The 25,464-nt window shown below is 60.0% G+C and carries 34 protein-coding genes and 1 pseudogene; 16 read left to right on the top strand and 19 right to left on the bottom strand.

What is annotated here, in order from left to right; genetic code table 11:
• Positions 1–33 precede the first annotated feature (33 nt).
• Together D6858_RS14250 and D6858_RS14245 are read left to right on the top strand one after the other, a co-directional pair.
• Positions 34–1,269, top strand: coding sequence for a sensor histidine kinase (locus D6858_RS14250; protein ID WP_225082841.1), 1,236 nt, complete (start codon positions 34–36; stop codon positions 1,267–1,269).
• Entirely contained in the window at positions 1,262–2,005 is a 744-nt protein-coding gene (locus D6858_RS14245; protein ID WP_120112076.1) for a LytR/AlgR family response regulator transcription factor, read from the top strand. The genes D6858_RS14250 and D6858_RS14245 overlap by 8 nt, the downstream gene beginning before the upstream one ends.
• Positions 2,006–2,210: 205 nt before the next feature.
• On the opposite strand, the gene D6858_RS14240 is transcribed toward D6858_RS14245, so the two are convergent.
• Together D6858_RS14240 and D6858_RS15910 are read right to left on the bottom strand one after the other, a co-directional pair.
• Entirely contained in the window at positions 2,211–2,498 is a 288-nt protein-coding gene (locus tag D6858_RS14240) for a UrcA family protein (protein ID WP_165859712.1), read from the bottom strand.
• A 58-nt stretch (positions 2,499–2,556) separates the two neighbouring features.
• Positions 2,557–2,763 carry a hypothetical protein gene (locus D6858_RS15910; protein WP_165859711.1) on the bottom strand — a complete coding sequence of 69 codons (207 nt, stop codon included), beginning with the start codon at positions 2,761–2,763 and terminating at the stop codon, positions 2,557–2,559.
• 8 nt (positions 2,764–2,771) lie between these two features.
• Here D6858_RS15910 and D6858_RS14235 point away from each other — a divergent pair, with 8 nt between their 5' ends.
• From D6858_RS14235 to D6858_RS14220, 4 genes are all read left to right on the top strand, one after another.
• Positions 2,772–3,038 (top strand): hypothetical protein, encoded by a 267-nt coding sequence (locus D6858_RS14235; RefSeq protein ID WP_120112710.1) that lies wholly within the window; start codon positions 2,772–2,774, stop codon positions 3,036–3,038.
• 66 nt (positions 3,039–3,104) lie between these two features.
• Positions 3,105–3,962: a diacylglycerol/lipid kinase family protein gene (locus D6858_RS14230; protein WP_120112069.1), complete on the top strand. Its 858-nt coding sequence runs from the start codon at positions 3,105–3,107 to the stop codon at positions 3,960–3,962.
• Complete coding sequence (locus tag D6858_RS14225; protein WP_120112065.1) at positions 3,952–4,809, top strand: metallophosphoesterase family protein; 858 nt, start codon at positions 3,952–3,954, stop codon at positions 4,807–4,809. The genes D6858_RS14230 and D6858_RS14225 overlap by 11 nt, the downstream gene beginning before the upstream one ends.
• A 77-nt stretch (positions 4,810–4,886) precedes the next feature.
• A complete protein-coding gene (locus D6858_RS14220; protein WP_120112062.1) occupies positions 4,887–5,078 on the top strand; it encodes a CTP synthetase in 192 nt (63 codons plus the stop codon).
• A 66-nt stretch (positions 5,079–5,144) separates the two neighbouring features.
• Here D6858_RS14220 and rpsI read toward each other — a convergent pair whose 3' ends face one another.
• From rpsI to D6858_RS14155, 11 genes and pseudogenes are all read right to left on the bottom strand, one after another.
• Positions 5,145–5,663 (bottom strand): 30S ribosomal protein S9, encoded by a 519-nt coding sequence (rpsI, locus tag D6858_RS14215; protein WP_102154778.1) that lies wholly within the window; start codon positions 5,661–5,663, stop codon positions 5,145–5,147.
• On the bottom strand, positions 5,663–6,142 hold the full coding sequence (gene rplM, locus D6858_RS14210) for a 50S ribosomal protein L13 (protein WP_102154779.1): 480 nt from the start codon (positions 6,140–6,142) through the stop codon (positions 5,663–5,665). Before rplM ends, rpsI begins: the two co-directional genes overlap by 1 nt.
• Positions 6,143–6,314: 172 nt before the next feature.
• Positions 6,315–7,178, bottom strand: coding sequence for a transposase (locus D6858_RS15990; RefSeq protein WP_205664965.1), 864 nt, complete (start codon positions 7,176–7,178; stop codon positions 6,315–6,317).
• A 6-nt stretch (positions 7,179–7,184) separates the two neighbouring features.
• Complete coding sequence (locus D6858_RS14200; protein WP_120112059.1) at positions 7,185–7,586, bottom strand: hypothetical protein; 402 nt, start codon at positions 7,584–7,586, stop codon at positions 7,185–7,187.
• 1 nt (position 7,587) lies between these two features.
• A complete protein-coding gene (locus tag D6858_RS14195; protein WP_120112055.1) occupies positions 7,588–8,586 on the bottom strand; it encodes a helix-turn-helix domain-containing protein in 999 nt (332 codons plus the stop codon).
• A pseudogene (locus D6858_RS16340) lies at positions 8,583–9,367 on the bottom strand (HipA domain-containing protein). The gene D6858_RS14195 and the pseudogene D6858_RS16340 overlap by 4 nt, the downstream one beginning before the upstream one ends.
• 77 nt (positions 9,368–9,444) lie before the next feature.
• Positions 9,445–9,750: an RNA 3'-terminal phosphate cyclase gene (locus tag D6858_RS14180; RefSeq protein ID WP_225082239.1), complete on the bottom strand. Its 306-nt coding sequence runs from the start codon at positions 9,748–9,750 to the stop codon at positions 9,445–9,447.
• Between the two features lie 149 nt (positions 9,751–9,899).
• Positions 9,900–10,490 carry a mobile mystery protein B gene (locus tag D6858_RS14170; protein WP_120112044.1) on the bottom strand — a complete coding sequence of 197 codons (591 nt, stop codon included), beginning with the start codon at positions 10,488–10,490 and terminating at the stop codon, positions 9,900–9,902.
• Entirely contained in the window at positions 10,487–10,948 is a 462-nt protein-coding gene (locus D6858_RS14165; protein ID WP_120112041.1) for a mobile mystery protein A, read from the bottom strand. Before D6858_RS14165 ends, D6858_RS14170 begins: the two co-directional genes overlap by 4 nt.
• Positions 10,949–11,081: 133 nt before the next feature.
• Complete coding sequence (locus tag D6858_RS14160; protein WP_120112038.1) at positions 11,082–11,285, bottom strand: hypothetical protein; 204 nt, start codon at positions 11,283–11,285, stop codon at positions 11,082–11,084.
• A 276-nt stretch (positions 11,286–11,561) separates the two neighbouring features.
• Positions 11,562–11,807, bottom strand: a complete 246-nt coding sequence (locus D6858_RS14155) for a hypothetical protein (RefSeq protein ID WP_133305303.1) — start codon at positions 11,805–11,807, stop codon at positions 11,562–11,564.
• 178 nt (positions 11,808–11,985) lie between these two features.
• Between D6858_RS14155 and D6858_RS14150 the strand changes: the two genes are divergently transcribed.
• Positions 11,986–12,513 carry a GNAT family N-acetyltransferase gene (locus D6858_RS14150; protein ID WP_120112033.1) on the top strand — a complete coding sequence of 176 codons (528 nt, stop codon included), beginning with the start codon at positions 11,986–11,988 and terminating at the stop codon, positions 12,511–12,513.
• Between the two features lie 58 nt (positions 12,514–12,571).
• Here the strand turns inward: D6858_RS14150 and D6858_RS14145 are convergent, their stop codons facing one another.
• On the bottom strand, positions 12,572–12,916 hold the full coding sequence (locus D6858_RS14145) for a hypothetical protein (protein WP_120112029.1): 345 nt from the start codon (positions 12,914–12,916) through the stop codon (positions 12,572–12,574).
• Positions 12,917–13,409: 493 nt separating this feature from the next.
• Between D6858_RS14145 and D6858_RS15895 the strand changes: the two genes are divergently transcribed.
• Positions 13,410–13,586 (top strand): hypothetical protein, encoded by a 177-nt coding sequence (locus tag D6858_RS15895; RefSeq protein WP_165859710.1) that lies wholly within the window; start codon positions 13,410–13,412, stop codon positions 13,584–13,586.
• Between the two features lie 515 nt (positions 13,587–14,101).
• Here D6858_RS15895 and D6858_RS14135 read toward each other — a convergent pair.
• Positions 14,102–14,458, bottom strand: coding sequence for an N-6 DNA methylase (locus tag D6858_RS14135; RefSeq protein WP_120112021.1), 357 nt, complete (start codon positions 14,456–14,458; stop codon positions 14,102–14,104).
• Between the two features lie 395 nt (positions 14,459–14,853).
• Between D6858_RS14135 and D6858_RS14130 the strand changes: the two genes are divergently transcribed.
• Positions 14,854–16,239: a tyrosine-type recombinase/integrase gene (locus D6858_RS14130; RefSeq protein WP_120112017.1), complete on the top strand. Its 1,386-nt coding sequence runs from the start codon at positions 14,854–14,856 to the stop codon at positions 16,237–16,239.
• Positions 16,240–16,268: 29 nt separating this feature from the next.
• Here D6858_RS14130 and D6858_RS14125 read toward each other — a convergent pair whose 3' ends face one another.
• A complete protein-coding gene (locus D6858_RS14125) occupies positions 16,269–16,718 on the bottom strand; it encodes an NUDIX hydrolase (protein WP_120112013.1) in 450 nt (149 codons plus the stop codon).
• Positions 16,719–16,756: 38 nt separating this feature from the next.
• Positions 16,757–17,626 carry a LysR substrate-binding domain-containing protein gene (locus tag D6858_RS14120; RefSeq protein ID WP_205664963.1) on the bottom strand — a complete coding sequence of 290 codons (870 nt, stop codon included), beginning with the start codon at positions 17,624–17,626 and terminating at the stop codon, positions 16,757–16,759.
• Between the two features lie 123 nt (positions 17,627–17,749).
• Between D6858_RS14120 and D6858_RS14115 the strand changes: the two genes are divergently transcribed.
• The 7 genes from D6858_RS14115 to D6858_RS14085 are packed head-to-tail and all read left to right on the top strand — an operon-like array spanning position 17,750 to position 23,658.
• Entirely contained in the window at positions 17,750–19,015 is a 1,266-nt protein-coding gene (locus D6858_RS14115; RefSeq protein ID WP_120112009.1) for an MFS transporter, read from the top strand.
• 45 nt (positions 19,016–19,060) lie between these two features.
• Complete coding sequence (locus D6858_RS14110; protein WP_205664961.1) at positions 19,061–19,609, top strand: LysE family translocator; 549 nt, start codon at positions 19,061–19,063, stop codon at positions 19,607–19,609.
• Positions 19,610–19,622: 13 nt separating this feature from the next.
• Complete coding sequence (locus tag D6858_RS14105) at positions 19,623–20,600, top strand: NAD-dependent epimerase/dehydratase family protein (protein ID WP_120112003.1); 978 nt, start codon at positions 19,623–19,625, stop codon at positions 20,598–20,600.
• A complete protein-coding gene (locus D6858_RS14100; RefSeq protein WP_120112000.1) occupies positions 20,597–21,040 on the top strand; it encodes a carboxymuconolactone decarboxylase family protein in 444 nt (147 codons plus the stop codon). Before D6858_RS14105 ends, D6858_RS14100 begins: the two co-directional genes overlap by 4 nt.
• Positions 21,041–21,087: 47 nt before the next feature.
• Entirely contained in the window at positions 21,088–22,050 is a 963-nt protein-coding gene (locus tag D6858_RS14095) for a GNAT family N-acetyltransferase (protein WP_120111996.1), read from the top strand.
• Positions 22,047–22,718 (top strand): FMN-dependent NADH-azoreductase, encoded by a 672-nt coding sequence (locus D6858_RS14090; RefSeq protein ID WP_120111992.1) that lies wholly within the window; start codon positions 22,047–22,049, stop codon positions 22,716–22,718. The genes D6858_RS14095 and D6858_RS14090 overlap by 4 nt, the downstream gene beginning before the upstream one ends.
• Positions 22,711–23,658, top strand: coding sequence for a LysR family transcriptional regulator (locus D6858_RS14085; protein ID WP_120111989.1), 948 nt, complete (start codon positions 22,711–22,713; stop codon positions 23,656–23,658). The genes D6858_RS14090 and D6858_RS14085 overlap by 8 nt, the downstream gene beginning before the upstream one ends.
• On the opposite strand, the gene D6858_RS14080 is transcribed toward D6858_RS14085, so the two are convergent.
• Positions 23,655–24,521, bottom strand: a complete 867-nt coding sequence (locus D6858_RS14080; RefSeq protein ID WP_120111986.1) for a LysR family transcriptional regulator — start codon at positions 24,519–24,521, stop codon at positions 23,655–23,657. The genes D6858_RS14085 and D6858_RS14080 overlap by 4 nt on opposite strands.
• Before the next feature lie 60 nt (positions 24,522–24,581).
• A partial coding sequence (locus tag D6858_RS14075) for an IS3 family transposase (protein ID WP_120106458.1) occupies positions 24,582–25,464 on the bottom strand: 883 nt, incomplete at its 5' end.

The following is a 25,464-nucleotide window of genomic DNA, read 5'->3' as shown; positions in this document are numbered from 1 at the left end:
CGCGCGCGTCGTAAGGCACTACACCTTATGACTATGGCCGATTCTGCCACCCTTCCCGATACAGAGGCACCCGTGCGGGTCGAATTCCGCACGGTGCTGCTGTCTATTGTCGGGCTGTGGGCGTGTTATTTCGTTCTCGTATCGCTGCGCGCCTCGCTGGGGCTGGAATTGCAGTACGAACTGTTGTGGCGCCGCGCGGTCGTCACATTGGCGGGGATCGGGATCACGCTGGTATTCTGGATGGTGCTGCGCCTGTTCGACCGGCGCGCGCTGATGGTGCAGATTATCGCCGCGCTGCTGCTGGCGATCCCGGCATCGATTATGATTGCCACCGTCAATCAGCAGGTTTTCGCCAGCGTGCAGGACGATGTCGAAGCGGCGATGGCGGAAAAGCGCGGTTTTCAGGTCCGCAAGGACGGTAAAGGCAACAAGATTATCGAAGCCCGCCCTGTGGCCAGCCCCGATGTCGATGGCCCGCTGGGCCCCGATGCCACGGTGCGCGGGCGGATCGTGGTTCCGGCCGATCTGGGTGAAGAGGAACGCTGGCAGGGCGTGCTGGAAATCGCGCTGGGCCGGTATTTCCTGCTGTTCGCATGGGGTTCGCTCTATTTTGCGCTGGTCGCCATCGAACGTGCGCGACTGGCCGAACGGCGGGAGGCGCGCTTTCGCAGCGCGGCCAAGGCCGCCGAATTGCGGAGCTTGCGGTATCAGGTCAATCCGCACTTCCTGTTCAACGCGCTCAATTCGCTGTCCTCGCTGGTGATGACCGGCAAGGCCGAGCAGGCGGAAGAGATGATTCAGGAACTGTCCAACTTCTATCGTCACTCGCTGGCCGATGAAGCGACAGTGGATGTCGAACTGGGCGAGGAATTCGCGTTGCAGCAACACTATCTGGCGGTCGAACAGGTGCGCTTCCCCAGCCGCCTGAAAGTCGCCATCGATCTGCCGCCTGCGCTGGAACAAGTGCGGGTGCCGGGGATGATCCTGCAACCGCTGGTGGAAAATTCGGTGAAATATGCCGTCGCCCCGGTCAATCGCCCGGTCACCATCACGCTGTCCGCCCGCGCGGAATATGGGCGGCTGGTGCTGACTGTCAGTGACGACGGGCCGGGTGCGCCCAAGGGGGGCACATCGGGTTTCGGCATTGGTCTGGCCAATGTCCGCGACCGGATTCAGGCCCGCTTCGGCAGCGATGCGATCATCGAATCCGGCCCTGTGCCCGGCGGATATCGCACCGAATTGCGCTTGCCTGTGGTGACCCATGCCTGATTCTGCTGCCGAACGCCCCAAAATGCGGACTCTGATCGTTGATGACGAGCCGCTGGCAGTCGAACGGATGCAGGTGATCTGCGCCAGAATGGACGGGCTCAGTGTCGTGGGCACCGCTAGCGACGGCGCGGCGGCATTGCGCCTGATCGGGGCACTCTCCCCCGATCTCGTGCTGCTCGACATGACGATGCCGGAGGTTGACGGGCTGGCGGTGGCGCGCAAGCTGGCGAAGCAGGACAATCGGCCGGCGGTGATTTTCGTAACTGCCCACGATCATTTCGCGGTTGAGGCATTCGATCTCGACGCGGTTGACTATGTGTTGAAGCCGGTCACCCCCGAACGGCTGGGTCGCGCGATCGAACGGGCCGACAGTCGGCGCTCTACTGTGGAGCGGGCAGAGAGCCAGTGGCTCGACGAATTGTGGGTGCCGCACCGCTCCGAATTGCTGCGGATCGAAGTGGCGCAAGTCGCGCGGATCGATGCAGAGCGCGATTATGTGCGGCTGCACGTCGAAGATCGCAGCTATCTGCTGTTGCAGACCATCGCCGGGCTGGAGGCGCGGCTGGACCCGGCGGAATTCATCCGCATCCACCGCTCCACGATCCTGCGCCGCGACCGCATTCGCGGCCTGCGCCACGATGGGCTGGGCGTGTGGTCGGTGGAACTGGAAGATGGCGACGCGATGCGGATCGGTCGCACTTATCTCCCCCGTGTGAAGGCGATGGCCGGGCGCTGAGCTTTGGTGCTTCGCGGCCATCGCGAATGCGGGCGTAATCGATCACGCACGGGCAACGTCTGCCGCATCGGTTGTGGCGGGGGCGACGGGCGGGCGATGGATTGCCGCGTTGCGCGCCAGACAAGCGAAAGCCCGAGCCGGGGGACTAAGACCGGCTCGGGCCCGATTCCCACCGGGTACAGCGGGAGCTCGTTCGTTATTCGGTTCAGCTGTCGGCGCGCGCTTTGCGAACTGCGGCGGCGACAGCGGCAGTGGCGGAGCCGACCGCCTGATTGTAGCACCGCGCCGATTCCGAAGATCGGATGCGGGTGCCGGTGGTCTTGTCGTCCATCCCGCAAACGTCGCGGGCGGCCGATTTGATGCGTTTTTGCAGCATTTCCTGCCCGGCGGGTGTCGACAGGTTCAGATCGTCGAACTTCACTTGCATGGTCGGTGCTGGCGAAGTGGCTGAAATGGCGCTGGCAAGGGCAATCGCGAGAAGGGGGCTAGACATGGTTCGTTCCTTATACTGGGTGCGAAACCATGCTGGGGCGCATCGATCGCACGGTGAATCATCCTCTTTCCGGTTGCAGGAACGGCGCCATTTCCTGTGGGCTGGCGACCTCTCCTGCGAAGCCATTCCTACGCCAGGGCGGCGGTGCGATCAGCAAAGCCTCGACAATGTGCCGCCGGGTTCCGACCATCGAATCCGCCAGACGACCGATGGCGCATTTCGCCGGATGAAAGGCATTTGCAGCCCGACGAACAATGCGGCACATTCGCGGCCATGGTGCTGGTCGTCATTTTCATGCTGGGAATCGGCAATTTCGCGGTTCACAAGGCTGTGCTGGAAAGCAGGCACCCATTGCTTGGCCGGATGCCGTGGTACGTTCACATGCTGGGTGGCCGCGGAACGCTGGTGACAGAGTTTCTGGTTTTGCTGGCTGCGATGCTGCTGGCTGCCAATGGCTGGCCCTGGCTTGGATGGGTCTATGCCGGGTATTCCGCGCTGAATTTGATTGGCGCATGGCTGATTTTGTCAAATCGGGTGTGATCCCCGTCAAGTGAGGATGGTTATGTGTCAACGGGAACTGTCTGTGCGTATTTGCGCTGATGCAGCATGACGGACAATCGGCTCACATGGTTGATTTATAACGGTTCCAGCGGAAGCTTCGACCGCACTTTACTAGGTGAAGTGACTGTAATGTTGCGCGATGCGGACTATGCCCCCGATCGTGTAACTGATTGTTGCGAAGGCGAAAATTTAAGCGCGGATCAGGCCAGCCTTGCAGGCGTAAAACTGATCGTGATTCTCGGCGGCGATGGCACCCTCAGCCGCACTATCGCCGGGCTGGAAGGGTTCGACGGGGCGGTGCTGCCATTGCCGGGCGGAACCTTCAACTTGCTCTGCCGGACGATTTTTGGGGAGCGTGATCCCCTTGAAATATTGAAAGATTTTGCTGAGGGGCGGCTTACACCCCAGCGGCGCGCCTGCATTCGGGGTGACGGCGGGCTGTTGGCTTTGTCCGAAGTGCTGGCCGGGCCGGGCGCGACATGGGCCGATGTACGCGAAGAATTGCGGGACGGTAACATACCGGAATTATTGGCAAAAAGTATTGAGGCCGCGTCCGAAAGCACTGCCGGTCCGATGGTCGCAGTGGTCGATCCTCCGCGCGGACGACCGGAAGGGTACTCGGGCGTGCGGCTCGTCCCCGGCCCTTCCGGGATGGCGATCGCGGGTTATGGGGCCGAGGGATTTCTCACATTACTTCAACAAGGTGCGGCGATTCTTGCGCGCGATTTTCGGGCTGGTCCGCACGATGATCTGGCCACGGCGGACAAGGTCGTCTGCCGATCTGTGGAGAATGCACCTATCCCGTTGATGATCGACGGAGAACGGTCGGAAGGCGGCCCGCAAGTCGTGTTTTCGCTCGACACCCTGGGTGTCGATCTGCTTGGTCCTGCAGATGGCCGATAAACCGTTGTTATTCCACCTGTCCGACGTTCATTTCGGGCTCGAACACAACCGTGCGCTCGATTGGGTCGCTGCGGAAGTGGCGAATCGAAAGCCTGATGCGGTGGTCATTACCGGCGATCTCACGATGCGCGCACGTCACCGCGAATTCGCTGCCGCGCGCGACTGGATACTGTCGCTGGAGGCACCGGTCACGGTCGAAGTGGGTAACCACGATCTCCCGTATTTCAATCCGTTGGAGCGTTTTTTCGATCCATATCGCCGGTTTCACGGGATGGAGCAGGTCGTGGAAAAGGAAATCGACCTGCCAGGCATGGCGGTGGTGTCGCTCCGCACGACGGCCCGCGCACAACCCCGCCTCAACTGGTCGAAAGGATGGGTCGGGGATGCTGCATTGGCCAGATGTCTGGCGGCGATCGACGCACTTCCCGAAGGAACACAGGTACTTGTTGCCGCACATCACCCGCTGGTGGAGGTGGGTACACGGGGAACGGCGCTCACCCGCGGTGGCACACGGGCGTTGGCCGAACTGGCAAAGCGCAATGTGGTTGCTGTGCTGACCGGGCATGTCCACGACCCGTTCGATCTGATGGCCGACACCGTCAATGGCCCTGTCCGGATGGTGGGGGCGGGCACTTTGTCGCAGCGCATCCGCTCGACTCCCCAAAGTTTCAATGAGTTGACTTTCGTCGATGGCAAATTGTGCGTCGAGGCGCGCAATCTGCAGGCGGTCCCGACCGAGGATATGAAGATCGATTCCGTCCCCGAAGATGCCATGCCCCCGCGTGAACCGGGCGAACCCGTGGCCCCGGTCGGTGCCGTCCCGCGCACCGATCCGCCGGTTTACTGATCTCGGTCAAATCTTTGCTGGATTTGGTGATTTAAGACCTGTCCTCCAGTCGTTTAGGGACCGAGAGGAGGGGCGCGATGATCCGCCTTGCATTGATCCTGCATTTCATTGTGGCAACCGTGCTGATGGGCGTGGCGATTACTGCGTTGTTAGTAATCAACAAATCCGATCCGACATCGCTGTTGTTGGGCGCATTGGGCGGCTTCGTTGTTGCGATGCCGGTCAGTTGGGCAGTGGCCCGCGCGATCACGCGCAGCACCGCAAGCTGATCCGCGCCAAATGAAAAGGGCGACCCAAACGGGCCGCCCTTTCGAAATTCGTTCGTTCCGAAACGCTTAGCGCTTCGAGAACTGGAAGCTGCGACGTGCCTTCGCACGGCCATACTTCTTACGTTCGACCACACGGCTGTCGCGGGTGAGGAACCCGGCGGCCTTGACGGTGGACCGCAGGGCCGGTTCGTACTTGCTCAGTGCCTGGCTAATGCCGTGCTTCACAGCACCAGCCTGACCCGACAGGCCGCCGCCGCGTACGGTGGCGATAACGTCATACTGGCCAGTGCGTTCGGTCAGGCCGAAGGGCTGGTTGATAACCAGACGCAGCGTCGGACGTGCGAAATACACTTCCTGATCGCGGCCGTTGACGGTGATCTTGCCGGTGCCCGGTTTGATCCACACGCGAGCCACAGCGTCCTTACGACGGCCGGTGGCATAGGCGCGGCCATGCTGATCCAGTTCCTGCTCGCGCAGCGGCGCAGCGGGAGACTGAGCGATCGCCTCGGCGTCCGCCGCGGGGGCGTCGCCAGCGATGTCCTTGAGGTCGGCCAGATCCGACACGGTGTTGTTTTCGTCAGCCATCACTTGGCAACCTTGTTCTTGCGATTCATCGAAGCGACGTCGAGCACTTCGGGCTGCTGCCCGTCGTGCGGATGCTCGGTCCCGGCATAAAGGTGCAGCGCCTTCATCTGCTGACGGCCAAGCGGGCCACGCGGGATCATGCGTTCGACAGCCTTTTCAAGCACACGCTCGGGGAAGCGGCCTTCCAGCACCTTGGCAGGGCTGGTTTCCTTGATGCCGCCAGCATAGCCGGTGTGCTTGTAATAGCGTTTGTCCTGCAGCTTGCGCCCGGTGAAACGCACCTTGTCGGCGTTGATCACGATCACGTGGTCGCCGCAATCGACATGCGGGGTGAAGCTCGGCTTGGTCTTGCCGCGCAGGATGTTGGCAACGATCGTCGCAAGGCGACCGACGACGAGACCGTCGGCATCGATCAGGTGCCATTTCTTTTCGACCTCGGCCGGTTTGATCGACCGGGTCGTCTTGCTGAGCGCCTTCATGGCTGGTGTTCCTTAATTCGTGTTCACGCCCGTCGCCGGGCGATCATGGGCGGAGAATCGGGGCTCACCCCGTTCCGCGAAGGTGCGCATTTGTCCCGCAAGGTCCGCGAAGTCAAGCAAATCCGGGCGTTTCCGGAGCGGTAAAATAATACCACAAGGCCTATTGTTTGGTCTATGTGCTGGAGCGACTCATTGAAATTGGCACCGGGTACTTGTCTGCGATGGTTTGGGCGGCGTGGACGAATTTGGGGCAGTATCTGGCGGTTGCGATATGGACCATGGATAGGAAGCTTTCAGCGAGCTGGTCGTAGCGCGTGGCGATGGCGGGGTTGATTTTCAGGCGTCCGAAGAAGCGCTCGATCTGGTTGCGCTGCTTGTAGAGTTCGCGGTCGTGCCCGGTTTTCACGCGGCGGTTTGAGCGCCCGGGAATGACAGCCTCTATGTCCCGGTTCGCAAGGTCGGCGCCCATATCATAGTCAATTGTCAGCACGCTGATATGGCTGCCGGACCGTCGCGCTATCTCGGCCAGTTGGCCGTGGATCGCCGCGTTGGCGTTGTCGTCGACAAGAAGGGCGTCGGCGCCGGCGAGCATGAGTTCCTCAGCGACCCGCGCGGCGCCCACCTCTAGATCCCGTTCGGCGTCGCCGTAGATGGCTTTGGCCTTGGGCAATGCCCCTTGGCCAAGATTTTCGTCGAACAGGGCCTCGGCAAGACGTGTCTTGCCCATTCCTGACAAGCCCACGAGCCGCGCCACGCCACCTGGCTCGCGCAGGGCGGCACGTATATTCGCGATTGCTGAATGCATGTCGACCAAGTCGTCGCCGAACGTCGCACGGGCCTGGTCGTCAACGATATAGGGCTTGCTGGTGGCGCCTTCCGTCGACCAGTCGCCATAGGGGCGCCATCCGCCTAGCGAGCGGCCGCCTTGGCCGAGCAGCCAGATCGCTACGCCGGGATGCCGATTGGCCCAGCGCGCAATTCGATCGGCCCCATAGAAATCGATTTGAATCCGGTCAGCCTGTTCGAGATCGCCCAAGCTGTCTCACATCGCCTTCAAGCGATTGTCCATCGCCGACTTGGTGGGATCCTCGGTCGAGAAGATGACATAGGCCCCGGCTTCGGTGGCGAGCTCGGAAAAGATCGGGCGCGGCTTTGCCGCAGGCCACATCTCGTCGCGAATCTTCGCCGGGCCCATCGCTTCGGTCTTGCACTGAAAAAAGATCAGCCGCCGCGGCAACCAGTCGGCCGGCTCGGGCAAGTCGTTCCACCGTATCGATGCATCAACGTCGCCATCGGCTGCTGTCTGATTTCCGCCGACCGCGATGGCGAAATGCGAAATGCCCCGCAAATTGGCCTCGGCAACAAGCAGGCGTTCAAGAACGGCGCGCAGTTGAACATCGTCCAGCCCTGCGACAAGTTCCTTGGAGACCTCGAACGGTCCCATCTCACCCTCCACGAGCGCCGAAACCAGGCTGCCGCTTCAGTTCGGACAGTTGATTCGCTACCATTTCGATCGACGGTCGGTAACCATCGAAGCGTTCGTAGAGCGGTTCGACGAAATCATGGACGACATCCTCGAGACTGCGCTCAAGGTCGGATACTTGCGCTGCCGTGGTGAGTTCGACCTTGTGCGAGCGTGCGCGCAACCGATGGTCGAGAACGTCGCGCAGCAGCGGCTTTGCCCAGGTGATCAACGTGCGGCCCTCGAGTCCCGTATAGCGAGCTACGAAACGGATTTCGGTCGTATCGCTGGCACCCAGCAAGCGGGCGAAATTCATTGCATGCAGGAAGAACTCGGCAGTGCGCCAGATAGGCAAAGTGAGGTCGAAGATCGTACCCGGCTCGAGATTGTCCGGACCGTCCTCCTGATAGCCGCGCTGGAGATAGGCGAAGGGATCGCGCGTGACGCGCCAGAAATCGCTATGCGCCGCATCGCGAAAATGCCGGTCGGTGTCGGGCCGGCCCAACCAGCATTCGAGCGCACCGTCCTCGATGACGGGTCGTAGGTCCGGCCGGGTCGGAACCCAGAACGGGGTCCATCCGGAACTCCTGGGGATGTCGGTCAGGAGCTCGCGAAGCTGGCTGGGTGGAGGAACATCCTCGAGGCCGAGGATGGCGTAGGTCTGTTCGCTGTGCCCGAGCGGTTGGCGCGAGGGGTGATCGGACGGTAGCGGTGCGACGAGGTCTTCCCATCGGCGACGCGAGTCGTGCAGGAAGCTCTCGAAGCTGCCCTCGTCGGCGGGTCGCACGAAGAGGTCCAGCGCTTCGAGAATCGCGATTACCCTTTCAAAGCGCAGGTTGATCTGGCCCTGCTCGAACGCATTGACCGTCGGCAGGCTCACGCTGGCCAGTGCAGCTAGGCTGCGCTGGCTGAGACCTTCTTCCTTGCGGCGGCGAATGGCTTCGTCGACCGTTGCGCGCCAATCGATCGGCCAGTCGGTCATGTGAAGATCCTTTGCGCATGGCCCTGGATGACGTTCCGATAGGTTTCGCGGAAATCATCGGGCTGAACCTTGTCCCCGAACGCGAGCGTGCGCGCGGTCGCCAACCCCTTGCCGAGCGCGGCAAGCGTGCGCTCGACGGCAGCGCGGGGCAAGCCGATATCGAGGCCGAATTGCTCGACGATCTTGCGGTCGACCGTATCGAATTCGCGTTTGCGTCCGCCGATCGAAAGCGCGGTAATCCGGTCGTAGACGGGGTAGGCGAGCGTGTTGATGAGGTCGTATGCGGGCGAGAGCCGCAGGCCTTCGGGCCGTTCGAGCAGCGAGAAGTTCTTGAGGTGCGCGTCGGCGTTCCCAAGACCAGATTGAAGACGATAAGACGGAAGAACCGGTCGAGGTCGACCCGGCCCCGCGCGGAATAGCGGGTCACAATTTCGGCCGCTTCCTCGTAGCTCCCGTCATATTTGCCTTCGAAGGTCCGCCCCCGTGGTCGGCTGAGGATTTGCGCAAAATCCTCGAGACGCAGCCGCTCCTCGCCTTGACTGTCGAAGCGTTCGACCAGAAGCGCGATCCCGTCGATATCGTGCAGCTTTGCTAGCTGCGCGCGCGTGACATCGTCTTCGCCGAGAAGCTCGCGGGCCGGGCTAAGCGAAAGATGCTCGTTCTGGACGATCGTGGGAAGATCCTCGCGGTTAAATTTGGCGATATGCGTGGCCGGGTCGGTGGCCTCCACGGCTGGCCGGAAGCCATCGTCGGCGCGAAAGGCGAGCAGCTTCTTCTGCATCGGGTCGAGTGAATGGCAGCTTCGCTTATTGTCGCGCCTACAACCGGTCAGTCGGCGAACGGCTCAACTCGCGGCCATCAGCAAACCTTTGCCAAATGTGCTCCGTCGTCGGTTTCCGAGAAGCGAAAAATCCTCCCCGAAAATCGTTCGATCAGGTTCACAGCAGTGCGGGTGTGCTCGCTGAGCTTGACTGTGGTGAACGCTCCACGGCCGGCCATTGCGAACGGCAGTAGCAACTGGTCTTGGAGGTAAGGTCCGGCAAAGGCCTGCGATGCCAGATAGCCCGCCATACGCTTGGCCGCTATCATGAGCAGCGCATTCCCCGGGCCGTTCTCAGCCGGGAGTTGCACTGGAGCGAAGGCTTCGTCCGGCCATTCGGCCACCTTTCAGATATCTTGCAGGCAATCGTGGTGCCAGCTGGCCAGAGCGACCGTGCAAAGGTTTTGACCGCATTCCTCAATAGCCGCATCGCGGTCTGGTACGCCTTTCACGGCACCGCTTCATTCGGGTCAGACCGTCCAGAGGTCACCCTTTACGATCTGGCGAAGGCGAGAAGCTGCTCGGTATCGTGACCGTCCGCCGCTTGCAGCGCCGCGATATAGGCTTTTCGGGTTGCACTCGGATCGACGAGGCTCATTCGCCCCCATGTGAAGGGCTTCTGCCCGAGTTGAACGGCAAGCACGTCGGCAACCATGCGGGAATGACGCCCGTTTCCGTTGGGGAACGGGTGGATCGAGACCAGCCGATGCGAAAACCGCACGGCGATCTCATCGGGCGGATAGGTCTCATGCTCGACCTGATGCCGCACATCGTCCACGAGTTGCCGCACCTCCATCGGGATACGGTAGGCATCGATACCGATATTGCGCGGGGTCGTGCGATATCCACCCGCCCACTGCCAAACCTTGCCGAACATGCGTTTGTGCAGTTCGCGTAAGAATGCATCGTCCAGCACCTCGCGCTTGCGCGACGAGAGCCATTTGGTGGCCTCGCTGATATTGGCGAGTTCCGCTTCGTTCAGTTCGCGGCGCTGCGTGATATAGGTCGGGATGAGCTGTGCGCGTTCCTCCTCTGTCAGAGGGGTGTTGGCTTCATCATCCTCGTCAAACAGCGGATCGCTCATTGCTCATCCCACAGGCGGCGCATTGAGCCTGCCAATAGCTCGTCGATCAGGCGCTGGCGTTCATCCGCAAGATCGCGGTCCTCCAGCGACTGGTTTTCCAGACTCATCGTGTGATGGATGCGGCGCAATTCCTGTTCGGCGCGTTTGGCTGCCTGCTCGCGGATAAGATCATCAAGTGAGGCTTCGGGCACGATGGCATAAATAAATTTGCAGCCCAGAGCTTCGGCGGCTTCCCTGATTGTTTGCAAGGATGCAACGCCGCTGACTTCGGCTTTTTCAAGCGCCGCGATACGAGGTTGTTTCACCCCGAGGCGAGCGGCAAATTGCGTGGCATTGATGCCCAGCGCGTCGCGAATGGCGCGAATCCATCCTTTTGGCGGGCGCGTCATTTCAACGCTTTGCATGGCGGCAAAGCGTCTATCGAGGCTTTTTCGGGCGAGTGCGGCGTGGTTCATCATAATCTGTGGATTTCAATATCCATTGCATCTTATAATTTATGAGCTCTAAATGCAATAATAAAAACGAATCCACAGATTATAGATATAAGTGCGATCTATAACCCGTGGATTTTACAAACCTCGTGAGGCCGCATCAAGCGGCGGCCTCGTTTTCCTTGTCTGCCGTCTCGCGCATGACGATGCGACCATTGAGCGGCAGAGCGTTGAGGGTGAGCGTAAAGCCCCTCCCGTCGCGGGTTGCCCACGCCACGCCGATATCTGTCCAGCGGGCGGATTTTCCTTCGCCCGTCACGGAATAGAGACGGAAGGCGGGACGGTTTTTGGTGGTGTCAGACATATGATTGCTCCTTTTCATTTGCCGCATGGATGATTCCGTCGGCTTCATGGGAGCGAAGAAAGACACGGGGGCTTGAGGCGCGGGGTCAAATGCCGGAACGCCCCGTTCACGGGGGGCGGAGCTGCACGGAATGAATGGAATGATTGGAGGAAGCGAGCCGCATTGATCCCCGCGCCGCACGGGCCTTGGAATCCCCATGAAGAAAGCCGAAGGGTTCATCTGGCCTCCGCACAAATGACCAATGAGGAGCAGTTCACTCGAACACCGCCAAACCCGTCAAAACGGAATATCGTCATCTTCCGATGGGTCGAACAATTCGCTCTGGGCTTCGTCGAAGGCCAAGGCATCCTGCAACTGACGGAAATACGCAGCGTTCACGCGATCCTGTAGCCGCAGCATAATGATCGCGAGCCGTGGAATTGAGGAAATCGGCAAGACAGGCTCGCCGCTTTTGATTGCGGCAATCTCCCGTGCGCTCGCCATACCGATGTTCGCCGCGAAATCGGCAAGATCGACCTGCAAGGTGCCGCCAGCCCTGCGCAAAGGTCATAGAGATCAACTCTTCACTCATTGAGCATTTGTGCAGATATGCGCGCCATATCGGTGGTCCTTTCCCTGATGCTGAAGCAGGGAAAGGGGCTATGCTCACAGTGTATGAGCCTTGGGGGAAAGCTTGCGCCAAAGTCGCAGGCATGATGAAATGATGATCGGGGGCAAGAGGATGGCATCCAGCACAGATTTCATACTGAAAACGGTCGCGCCGTCGGACATGTCGGACGAGGCTAAAGATGCGTTCAAAGCGCTCGTGATCTCGGCGGGCGAGGTCAATGCTCAGACATTGCCCGCCTTGGTCGAAGCGGCGGTCGCCCTCGTCATGCTCTATGATGGGGACAAGCTGTTTGGCACTGCGGCTGTCAAACGTCCGCATGACAGTCATCGGCGCGACTATTTTCGCAAGGCGAAAGTCGGTGCATCCGCCGATTCATATCTTCTCGAATTGGGCTGGATCGTCGTTCATCTTGATTATCGCGGTCAGCACCTTGCCTCGAAGCTGATCGGCGCGGCCCTTGAGGGGGCGGGCGGTTCCAAAGGCATTTACGCCACCACAAAAAACGACAAGATGCTGGGGCCTCTCGCCAAGTTCGGTTTTGTGGTTCAGGGTGAACCTTTCCCCTCAAGCCTCGACAACACAGTCAATCTGACCTTATTCGCAAGGTCGTCTACATGAAGCCCCGCGCCCGTGCCGATGATGGGCATGGGCGCGCCGATTTTTCAGCGCACTAATTTTATAATAGCTTCATCTGCTCGTCGGACGGGTTGGGAATCCCGCAATACTCCCGTGCGAAGGCTATCGTCCGCTGCCCTTCAAGGATGGGCGGAGTCAGCGCCCATCCAGACTTTCCAGCCCAAATTTTCAGGCCCGCGCCTTGATAGGCAACGCACAAAGCACCGCGCCCGCCTGTTCCGCCCGCAATCCCGAGCTCATAGCGCAGGGCTTCGGCAAGCTCTTCATCGGTCAGACCAAATTCCGCACGGGCCGCCCATCGCTCCGCCGCTTCCACGACGCTATTGGTAGCGCGGCGGAACGCCTCTTCCACGTCCTCGCGTGTCAGAGTTTCATTCAAAGTCATAGCAGCCCCCCCGAAGCGGAGTGGGCACGTTCGCGGGGAACCTGCTGTACGAAACGTCAAGTGAAGGAAGCTGGGCGGAACGTGATGCGAAGCGCGCTGGGGGCAGCGACCCAGCATTAATCCGTTAGTGATCGTCACCGAACGGCGGAGACATCGGCTCCGTGAGCGCCAGCGAATAGATCGCGGGCCGTTAGGCAACGGCAACCCCCAAGGGCAAACACATTCCCTCGCGGGATCGATTTTCTCTGAAGATTTCCAGCGGGGACGGCTTCGTTTATCTCCCCCTCCATATTTCCGAAGCGCCCGTCAGGGCGCGCTGTTCTCAATCAACCTACCGCATATTCCAGACGGACATGATGCAAGGCGTAAAGCCTGCATACGGATTCCCTTTGCTTCCTCGAAATTCGAGGAATGCATCACCTCTGACACCACGGATTCGGCTTCTCGTGACACGCGGCTCATGCCGGGACGCGGCAATATAAAGGAGGAGACGATGAAACTTACCCGTGAGAACCTGACCAAGAAAACCGATGCCCAGCTCCGCGACCTGTTCGCCCAAGCCCTGCGTTGCCAGACAGAAGCGCCCCGTCGCTCGGCATTCAACGATGCCTCATACGCCGTCCGCATGATCGGTAGCGAACTGGCACGGCGCGGGATCGCACTGCGCTGATTGCGAGTTTACCTTCGGAGGTCTAAGCTACCCAGTCTAGCCGAGGTCCAGCGGGTTTTTGATCTTGGCTCGAGCCCCCTAAAACACTCGACTTCATCGACGTTTACACTAGGAAACAGTCTAGCCGGGTATCGGCGGGGCTAAGCGCAGCGCGCGCTTTCGAGTTTACTACATGGTGAACCCCGCGATGCGCCCTCTCGACAAGAAGGGGAGCAAGGAGGACGTGCGGGATGCCGTCGCCTTCTGGGTCGATATTGACCCGAAGGAGGGCGAGGACCCGGCGACCGCCCGGGCCGCCGCAATCGCTCGGCTCGAGGCTTTCGAGCTCCGGCCGTCTGTCATCGTGGACAGCGGCAATGGGGTGCAAGGTATTTGGCTGCTACGGGACGGGCCGTACATTGGCGGTGACATACCGACTGCCAAGGAGGTCGAGCGCTTCAACAAGTACCTCGAGGAGCAATTCGGGGGCGATCACTGCCACAACTGTGACCGCATTCTCCGCCTGCCCTTCACGATCAACTGGCCAAACGCGAAGAAGCGCGCAGCGGGTCGCCGCCTTTGCCCATGTTCTCGATTGCCCAACCGAGGAAGTCCTCAGAGCGAACCTCAGCACGGTTCAGTCGGAGTTCCTTGGCCCGCCGGGCGGCCTTCGCGGCTTCGTCATCGTCAAGCTCGAAGCCGGTGATCGCCGCCTTCGAGAACGCGCCGACATCCGCCATCGCTTGAAGAAAGGCGCCGTCACCGCAGCTCGGCTCGAGGACCTTGTCAGGCTTGAGGTCGGCAATCCAGCGGGCGATGAAGGAAGCGAGATCGAGGGGGGTGTAGTAGCCACCCCGCAGCTTTTGGGCCGTCTGATCCTCGATGAACTTCACATTCGCTCCTTCCGCATCGCTCGTGCGGTTCTACCGGGTGGAGCACTATTGGGCAACCTGATAGTGAGTCAGAGTCAACGATAGGAATCACCTTCAGTTACCTCGAGAGTTCCCTAGCGGTTGCCCCGGCAAACTGAGGCCCTCCCGATGCCCCAATAAGCCCTTGAAAACGTGGCGCACCCGACAGGATTCGAACCTGTGACCTCTGCCTTCGGAGTTAGAACCACAACGCTACGCTAGGCTTTTCAATCCAACGCCAGAGCTCTCTAAGTAACTGTTTATGCAGTGATTTATTGACAATGAGGGTATTCCAGACTACGCAAAGTCACCCCACAGTTTTCGATCTGGTGGTGAGATTTTGGTGAGTTTTCTGGACCCGCTCTAGCGAGGTGCAAATGCCAAAACTGACGAAAACCGTCGTCGACAAAGCCGACCTGCGCGATCGGCAATATACTATTTGGTGCAGCGATCTGAAAGGCTTCGGCGTATTCGTGCTGCCTTCAGGCACGCGAACTTATTTTGTCGACTATCGCAATTCCAACAATGTCCGGCGCCGTATGAAACTCGGTCGTCATGGCACCGTCACGGCGGAGCAGGCGCGGACGTTGGCGATCCAGGCGCTAGCTGATGTCGCCAAGGGCAACGACCCGCTCGAAGATCGAAACGGCGCCCGCCGGGCGATGTCGGTCAAGGAATTGTGCGAGCTGTATATGGCGGAATTGGAAGCCGGCCGGATTCTCGGCAAAGGCGGACGGCCCAAAAAGGCCAGCACAAAGATTACCGATCTCGGCCGGATCACGCGCCACATCATCCCGTTGCTCGGCTCGAAGCGCGTAACCCACGTCACCAAGGCGGACGTGACAGCGATGATGAAGGACATCATGGCCGGCAAAACGCGCTCCACAGAGAGGACGAACAAGCTGCGCGGCAAGTCCATTGTCCGAGGTGGCCTTGGAGCGGCTAGCCGGACGGTCGGTCTGCTGGGCGGCATCTTCACCTATGCGCGGGATGAGCTTGGCATAATTGAATGCAATCCTGCTCACGGAGTCCGCAAACCAAAAGACGCGGTGCGCAAGCGTCGGCTAAGCGAGGATGAATATCGCACTCTTGGGCGTATCCTCGACAAAGCAGCAATGGACCCGCGCTACACGAGAACGGTCGATATCATCCGGCTCATCGCTATGTCAGGGTGCCGACGCGGAGAGATCATTGAGGCTAAGGCAGCGGAAATAGACACGGCAGGCAGCGCCTTCCGGTTCGAGGACACCAAAGAAGGCCAGTCAGTTCGGCCGATGGGACTGCCCATCGTGGAGTATTTCGACGAGCGCCAGATGGGCGAGGACAGCGTCTATGTGTTTCCAGGCGAGAGGAACCCCGAAGGGCCGTTCGGCAGCTTCCCCCGTCATTGGGAAAAGATCTTCGCCGATACAGAGTTATCGGATCTCACCGCCCATACGCTTCGACATAGCTTTGCCAGCATAGCGAACGATTTGGGTTTCACCGAGATCACGATTGCGGCACTACTCGGCCACGCATCGGGTTCGATTACTAGCCGTTACGTCCACACCCTCGATGCTGCGCTCATCATGGCTGCCGACACAGTGTCGGGTTACATTCAGGCGTTACTCGACGGGGCAGCGCTCTCCCACAAACATTTCGCGCTAGATCGAAGCTCCCGGAAGGCGGCGCTTGGACGTTTCCTTATGCTGCAAGCGCACGGGCCAACCGCGGCAAAGGAAGGCCAGCGGGGAATAGCCTATCCGAACGGCAGCCTCGGCTGATGTCCCAATCAACTCTCTGGCAAGGGCTATTACAGGGTTTCGGAAAAATCGTCGCGCATGGCGGCGGCCTGCCATGCAACTTCGCTGACATTCAGACTGAGTGCGACGTTTGCGTCCTCGAGGTCCGCAAGGTCGAACCATCTGGCTTCGAGCGCATCATCACCAGCAACAGGTTCGCCTGAACACCATCGGCATAGCACGGCAATAAGGATAAAGTGCCGACGAAGCCCGCCATGCTCATCATGGTCGAAGACATCGACGGCGGTGAAGGTCTGCAAGGCCTCGCCTCGGATCTCGGTTTCCTCGTAAAGTTCGCGAATGGCAGCCTGTTCGATGGTTTCGCCGGTTTCGATCTTGCCGCCGGGAAAACCCCACCGCCCTGCATCTGGCGGATTGGCCCTGCGAACCAGCAGGACCTGACCCTCACGCAAAACCACTGCAATGGTTGCCGCTATCGGACGTTGTGGTCCTTCTGTCATGATGAGATCCTTTCAGCTCCGTACACGCCATCTGGTTATCAAGTCGGCGTGATCAGCCGATTTGCCTCTCCGCGCAGGATTCCACACATATCCTCCGCGGCAGATGAAGCGGTTTGCGAGGTGAGCAGGCGGATTTCGATGGGAGGCAGGTCGGGAAGGCCGAACCTGCCGTCGACGCAGACCATATCCTCCGGGACGCCATGCGCAGTGCGCACAGCTATTCCAAGCTTCGAGCGAAGTGCAGCCCAGACATAGGAGAGGCTAGGGGTTGTCACCGCCGCGCGCCACGGCAGTCTGGCACGGTCGAGGGCGGAGAGCGCCGCCTTGCGAAACAGGCAGGGGTGGTCGAACATCACCAGCGGAACTGGCTTCGCCCCCGCGGGCTTGAAGCTCTCATGGGCAAGCCAGCGCATCGGCAAGGTGCAGAGCAGCTCCCCTTCGCCACCGGAACCCTCGTCGAAATAGACGATGGCGCCGTCCAGCCTGCCTGCGGCAACTTCCTCGGCAAGCTTGTGATTTTGACCAGCGCGGATATCGACCTGCGCCGTCGGATGCCGACTGGAGAACGCGGTGAGCGTTGCCGGCATTACGTCCTCGAAAAAATCCTGCGGCAATCCGAGGCGCACAACACCGGTATTGGTGGCAGCGCCCAGGGCGAGCGCCGCTTCGTCATTCAGGTCCACGATCTTGCGGGCATAGGCGATCAGCGCTTCGCCGACGGCGGTGGGGACGAGCCCCCTGCCTTTGCGCGCGAACAACTGCGCGCCTGCCTGCTCCTCAAGCTTCTTGAGTTGCATGCTGATCGCCGATTGCGAGCGCCCTAGTTGCACCGCTGCGCGCGAGAAGCTGCCCAGGTCTGCGCCGACCACAATGGCCCGCAGAGAGTCGATGTCGAACGAGGTTTTCACTTTCGAATTTATGAACTCACAATTCAAATACATTCGTTATTCGAATTGATAGGTGGGTGCTACGCAGCGGTCAAGTTTCGGCCTCTTCTCAGGGGACTGAACCAATCGGGAGCAGAACGCGCGTTGCCAGTCATCGACGAGACATCCACGCCGCACAAGCGTTCGATGCTCCCAGTCATTCTCGCTGGTGGGGTAATACTGGCGCTAGCCTTTGGGGTCCGCTCAGTATTCGGTGGTATCGTCGAACCGCTCTCGAACGACCTGTTTAGCGGCAGGATCGAGATATTCTCACTCTCGATCGCGATCCAGAATCTCGTATGGGGCCTCGCACAGCCCGTCTTCGGCATGATTGCCGACCGCTATGGCGACCGGCGTGCCTTGTGGATCGGCCTTGGCTTTTACACCCTGGGCATGGTCGTCTGCGCGCTCGGGACGACACCACTAGCCCAGCATCTGGGCGCCGGACTGCTGGTCGGAATGGGCATATCGGGCACGGCATTCGGCATTGTCCTGGCGGTGGTCGGCAGAGCCGCACCCGTCGAAAAGCGCAGCCTCTATCTCGGCATCGCGTCAGCTTTGGGCTCAGCGGGACAGGTCGTTGTACCGCTCGTGGCTGCGTGGCTCATGGAATGGCTGGACTGGCGGCTGACCATGCTCGTCCTCGCGGCGATGCTTGCGCCGATGGCCCTGTGCATTCCCTATTTGCGAACCACCCCCAGCCAAGGCGACAGGCCCGGCGAAAGCCGGCGCATCGCTCCGGCCGCGCTTGTCGGCACGGTTGTGTCTGCCTGCCGACACCCCGGCTTCCTGTTCCTGAACGCGGGCTTCTTTGTCTGCGGATTCCATCTCGGCTTCATCACCGCCCACCTGCCCAATTATGTCGAGAATTTCTGCACCGGCACCAGCATGTCGCCGGAGGAATTGCGCGCGTTCGGCCTCAAGGCCCTGTCGATGGTCGGGCTGGCCAATATCCTCGGCACGGTTCTCGCCGCACAGCTGAGCATGATCTTTCCCAAACCCTACATCCTGTCAGCGATCTACGCCTTGCGGGCCTTGGTCATTCTCTCTTTCATCAGCCAGCCGGTCACGCCCCCATCGGTGATGATCTTCGCCTTCGGTATGGGTGTTTTGTGGCTCTCGACCCTGCCGCTGACGAGCGCGCTGGTGCTGACGATGTTCGGACCACGCGTGATGGGCACGCTGTTCGGATTCGTGTTTCTCAGTCATCAGCTTGGCAGCTTCGCTGGCGTCTGGCTCGCCGGGGATTGGTATGACTACTACGGCAATTACGCGCTGATCTGGCGCGTATCGATCCTGTTGGGCTTGCTCTCTGCCGTGCTGCACTTGTTCGTAAGAGAGCGGCCCCTCACGCCCGGGCTGGCGACCTAGCCAATGGAGAACTTGGCTTTCCTTCTGCTCGCAGCCTTCCCACTCATGGGGAGCCCCGGCCCGGTAACGGTGAGCCTTGCCGGGCTCGGATCGGCATTCGGCTTTCGCCCCGGCTTGCCCTATCTGTGCGGCGTCATGGCCGGAACGGTCGCTGTGCTCCTGATGATCGCAAGCGGCGTCACGGCATTGCTGCTTGCCTGGCCAGCCGCGCTCACCGCGCTGATGGTGCTGGCGCTCGCCTATATCCTCTATCTTGCATGGAAAATCGCGAGCGCGCCCGTGGGCCACGTTGCGACGTCTGCCACGAAGCCGCCCGCTTTTGTGCCGGGATTTGCGCTCGCCGTTGCGAACCCCAAGGCCTTTGCCGCGATCGGTGCGGTCTACTCAGGACATAGCATTGTTGCAGATGATCTGCTGCTGGACATGATCGCCAAACTGGCTTCGCTAACCGGCGTGATCATCGTCAGCCAGACAGCATGGCTCGCCTTCGGGGCGACATTCTCGAAATTCCTCAACCATCCGAAAACCGGCCGGGTAGCCAACATCGCCTTCGCACTCATGCTGCTCGCCTCGGTCGGACTGGCCCTGTTATGAAGGAGGAACAGACATGCACGTTCTGCTGACCGGATCTTCGGGATGGCTCGGCCGCTTCCTGGCGCCGATGCTGGCCGAAGAGGGGCACGACGTCACCGGGTTCGATATCGCGCCCGGCGAGTACACTGGGATTGTCGGTTCGGTTTCGGATCGCAGTATGGTCGACCGGGCATTTTCCAATGCGGATATCGACGCGGTGATTCATGCGGGCGGACTGCATCAGCCCGACCTTGCCCGATGCCCCTCCTCTGCCTTCGTGGACACCAATGTGCAGGGCACGCTGAACATGCTGGAGGCATCGCGCGCCGCCGGGGTCGACCGCTTCGTCTTCACGTCGACCACATCGCTTATGGCCTGCGAGGCCGTGCATAGTGGGACATCCTCGAGAGCGGTCTGGTTTGACGAGAGCTATGCTCCGCTCGAGCCGCGCAATGTCTACGGCGTGACCAAGCTCGCAGCGGAACAGCTATGCCGCCTGCATTCCCTTCAGCATCGCATGAACTGCATCGTCCTGCGACCAGGCCGGTTCTTCCCCGGAGAGGATAGCGCACAACCGGATCTGAGCGCGGACAACCACAAGGCAAATGAATTTCTGAATTGCCGCCTGATGGTCGATGACGTTGCGCGAGCACATGTCCTCGCCTTGGAGAGAGCACCGGCGCTTGGGTTCGACACGTTCATCCTGTCCGCGCCGACACCCTTCGTGCGCGACGACACAAACGACCTCAAACGCAATGCCAAGGCAGTCATCGGACGTCTGTTTCCAGAGGCAGCCCGGCTGTTCGCCCGCCGGGGGCGGCAACTGCCGGCATCCATCTCGCGCGTCTACGATTCAAGCCATTCGCAAAGCGTTCTCGGCCTGCGCTACGACACACGCTTCTCCGACATTCTGACAGCATTGCGGGAGGGCGAAGACCTTCCGTTTGCCACGGATCGATCACCGGGCTGCGAACAGAACCCCGACCTTCAGAGAATGGAGAAAGACCTATGACCTATGACGATTTCAGAACGTCTCAACCCGACGCCCACGCAGCGCTGCTCGCCTTGGGCAAATGTGTGGATGATGCCGGGCTTGAGAAGGAGCTGACCGAGCTGGTGAAGCTGCGCGTGTCGCAAATCAACGGCTGCGCCTTTTGCATCCAGCTCCATCTCAATATCGCCCGCAAGCTGCCTGTCGATGAGACAAAGCTTGGGCTGGTTGCAGCCTGGCGCGACGCCGGCATTTTCTCGGAACGCGAAATGGCGGCGCTGCGCTGGGCAGAGCTGCTGACGGAGCTCGCCTGCACATCCCCCGGCGAGAGCGATTGGGAAGACCTGCGCGCTGTGTTCGATGAGCAAGAGGCAGTGCTTCTCACCGTGACAGTCGGCGCAATCAACAACTGGAATCGCATCGCTGCGGGCCTGCGTTTTCCGCCTCCGATTCCCCGCTAGCCATTCCGCCAGCCCGTCCTTCCTCTCCCTGAATACGAAGAATTCCCATGATCCATTTGGTCCCGTTTACCGCTGAGCATTTCGATCTCGTCTGCAGCTGGTTCACCAATGAAGTCGAAGCCGTGCAATGGGGCGGCCCGACCGTCAGCTATCCTCTCACAGCACAAATGCTTCAGGCGATGCTCGACGAAGGAAGGACGAATCCTCCCATCCGGCTCTGCTGGATGGCGCAGGAGGACGGCGAATTTGTCGGTCACATCCAGCTCGCGCTGGATTGGCGCAACGGCAATGCGACCCTGTCGCGCGTGGTCATTGCTCCGCAAATGAGGGGCCAGGGAAAAGGCAGCCAGATGCTGCGCCTCGTCACTGAGCATGCCTTCGGCTTCGAAGCGATCGAGCGTGTCGAATTGAATGTCTACGCCTGGAATTCGGTGGCCATAAAAACCTATGAAAAACTGGGCCTCAACCGTGAAGGCACACGCCGCTCATCCGCGTCGGTGAATGGGGAACGCTGGGACACATGCATTATGAGCGTGTTGCGGGAAGAATGGCATCAGCCGCTCACCTTTAGGCATGCCGAAACGCAAGAGGATGTGGCGCTCTGTTTTCCTCTGATGCAACAATTACGACCGCACCTCGAAAACGAGGGCGATTTCATTGCGCGATGGCAACGGCAGAAAGCTAGCGGATACAGTCTGCTCGCGCTTTGGAAAGGCGAGCAACCTGTCGCGCTGGCCGGTTACCGCATCCAGGAAAACCTCATTTACGGTCCGCATCTCTACGTGGACGATCTCGTGACCGACGAGGATCGCAGGGGAAGCGGTGCCGGGCATCGTTTGCTCGAGAGACTCAAGGCCGAGTGCGGCAAGCACGATGTCAGTCTGCTGGTTCTGGATACGGCGCTTTCGAATTCACTGGGGCACAGATTTTACTATCGCGAAGGATTGCTGCCCCGCGCACTGCGGTTTTCCTATGATATCAACTCCGACCACGCGCCGTTTCCGGCATGAGCATCCTGCATATCAGCGCCAGCCCGCAGCAGGCCGGGTCTCACAGTCGCGAATTGGGCCGCCACCTTGTCGAGCGGCTCAAAAGCGCGATCGATCTCCCGGTCGTGGTCCGCGATCTTGCCGAAACGCCGCCGCCTTTCCCCTGCGCCAGTTTCGTGCAAGCCAGCCTGTCAGCGAGCACGAGATCATTTGCAAACAAGTCGGACGCTCTGACCGTATCGGAGCACCTGATCGCCGAAGTCGAACAGGCAAGCGCGATCATCATCGACATGCCGATGCACAATTTCACGGTGCCTGCTGCTTTCAAGGCGTGGATAGACATGGTTGTGCGTCCCGAGCGCACATTTCGGCCCACCTCGTCGGGCAAGATTGGCCTGCTAGAAGAACGTCCGGTGGCGCTGATCATCGCCTGTGGCGGCCTGTTTTCGGGGGGCGCGGCGAGCCAGCCTGATTTTCTGACTCCCTACGTGACAAGGATCTTCCAAACGATCGGCCTTGGAGACGTGACCTCAATCCGATTGGAGGGAACCGCACGAGCGCCAGAGTTTGTCGCAAAAGCCAAAGCGCAGGCAAAAGCTGAGCTCGATAAGATCGCAATAAGGTTCGAGACGATTCTGCTTTCCGAACTTTCGCATTCTGCGCCGCGTCACGAGCGCAGCTTTGATTGAACTGAAGCAATTGAGGTATCTTCTGGCAGCAGCTGACGCTGGAAGTTTCAGCCGTGCCGCGCGTCTCCTGAATATAAAACAGGCAACGCTCAGTCGACAGATCGGCCACATCGAGAAACGGCTCGGAATGCATCTATTTGATCGCAGTTTGCGCGGCGCCAAGCTCACGGAACATGGCGAGTTCTATATTCGATCTGTCGAACGCCTAGTGACGGAATTTGATGAGTTGAATTCGTGGGTTCGAGCAACATGCTGTGGAACGACCGGACATCTGACAGTCGGATTTCACACATCCTTTTCGGCAGGCAACCTGCGAGCGACCGTAACCGAGTTCGGCGATAAGCACCCAGACGTTAAAATGCGCGGCGTCGAACGTGAGCGAAAAAGGCTCCTTGGGGGATTGGAAAACCGAACACTCGACCTCGCTGTGATGGCGGGCGAGATTTTCTATGCGGGGCTTCGAGCCAGACCGTTTTGGAGCGAACGCATTCTGGTGGCGTTACCGGAGCAACACGATCTGGCAGTGCGCGAGCGGATTACCTGGCCGGACCTTGCAGGTGAGCATTTTCTCCTAGCAGCGCATGAAACCGGCCCAGAAAATGCTCAAATATTATACGGAAAGCTCGCCAATTCAGGGGTACGCCCCACCATCGATGTCGAAGAAATCTGCCGAGACTCTCTCCTTAGTGTTGTGTCTCTTGGCAAGCATATTTCAATTGTCACAGAGACCGCAGTTGGATTTCACTACCCGGGAATAATCTTCCGAGAGATCCACGAAAATGGCGGCCAGGTCTGGCTTGGATTCTCGGGCTATTGGCATGAAGAGAACGACAATCCTGTGCTAAAGCGCTTCCTCGATTTTGTAGAAGCAAGATATTCCCTCCCCCCTGTGAACGGTTGTCCCAGATCGAGGGGTTTTACGCGCGATGCCCAGACTTAGCGTGTGGTCGCGAGGAAAAGGCTGTTGGCCAGATAATCTACAAAAACTCGTACTTTGGGAGACACAAAGCGGCTTGAGGGCCACAGGAGGCGAAACGTGGCAGAATGCTTCACCGTGTCGTCCAAAACACTGATGAGCTGACCTGACTCAAGGTATTGATTGACTGAAAAATCTGGCAGGCATGCGACGCCGAGTCCGGATTTCGTCATTTCCAGCAGCGGCTCGATAGCGTTCGAAACGGCCGCTCTTGGCAAGTTGTCCGAAGACACCCCATCGCCATCACCGGGAAACCAAAGCTCAAACTTACCGGTCGAAGGATAGCGGTGAAGCAGGCAGCGATGAGAGGTGAGCTCCTCCACCCGGGAAGGAACCCCGTTGCGTTCAAAATAGGCCGGTGTTCCGACCAGCTTGAAGCGAACTTCGCCGAGTGTGCGTGTCATCAGCCGTGAATCGCTGACATCGCCGGTACGGATGACCGCATCGAACCCTTCCTCGATCACATCGACGACGCGATCGGTAAAATCGATATCTAGCTCGATATCGGGCCAGGTCTCCATGAAGGCAGACAATGTCGGCATCATCAGCATGCCCACCAGTGGCATGCTGACACGCAGTAGCCCGGTCGGCTTCTCCCGTGTCTGCGACAGTTCGAGTTCGGCGGCTTCCATCTCCGCCAGGATCTGGCGACACCGGGCAAGGAACATGCTGCCTTCCGGCGTGAGTGTGATCGAACGCGTCGAGCGATGCAGCAGCTTCACTCCCAGCCGCTCTTCAAGCCGCGCGACTGCCTTGCCCACGGCAGATGATGAGATGCCCAGCCGCTGACCGGCGAGCGTGAAGCTGCGCGCTTCAGCCGCCTGCACATATACGCTGAGCGGGCCAAGTGAACCGCCCCGGGATTGCCGGAGGCCATTTGGTTTAAATTATGCCGCCATGGGCGTGTCGTCCAGCATGGCGTAGTATCGTGCTTCAGCTTCGGCAGGCGGGATATTGCCGATGGGCGCGAGCAGGCGCCGGTTGTTGAACCAGTCGACCCATTCGAGCGTGGCGTATTCCACGGCTTCAAATGATCGCCACGGACCTCGGCGGTGGATGACCTCGGCCTTGTAAAGGCCGTTGATCGTTTCGGCCAAGGCGTTGTCGTAGCTGTCGCCAACACTGCCGACCGATGGTTCGATCCCGGCTTCGGCAAGACGCTCGGTATACTTGATCGAGACATATTGGCTGCCACGATCACTGTGGTGGATCAGGCCGCCACGGTGAACAGGCCGTCGGTCATGGATCGCCTGCTCCAGGGCATCGAGTACAAAGCTGGCATGCGCCGTTCTGCTCACCCGCCAGCCCACGATATAGCGGGCGTAAACGTCGATCACGAAGGCGACATAGACGAACCCGGACCACGTCGCGACGTAGGTGAAGTCCGAGACCCACAGCATGTTGGGTGCCGGTGCATGGAACTGGCGGTTGACCTGATCGAGCGGACATGGCGCTGCCTTGTCGCTCATCGTCGTCTTCACCGGCTTCCCCCGGATCACGCCCTGCAGGCCCAGCTCACGCATCAGCCGTTCCACCGTGCAGCGGGCAATATCGAAGCCCTCGCGCTGCATCTGCCGCCACACCTTGCGATACCCGTAGACCTTGAAGTTGGCATCGAACACGCGCTGAACCTCGGGCTTCATTGCTTCGTCGCGCTGGGCGCGTGGTGACAGGCGCGACGGATCGCGGCGCTGTGCGACACGCTCGTGGTAGGTTGATGGGGCGATCGGCAGAACCCGGCAGATCGGCTCGACCCCATACTCACCCCGA

It is taken from the genome of Tsuneonella suprasediminis (assembly GCF_003605755.1).
Taxonomy (GTDB): domain Bacteria; phylum Pseudomonadota; class Alphaproteobacteria; order Sphingomonadales; family Sphingomonadaceae; genus Tsuneonella; species Tsuneonella suprasediminis.
The sequence above is the reverse complement of the archived record's forward strand: the minus strand, read 5'-3'. Positions and strand labels throughout refer to the sequence as shown.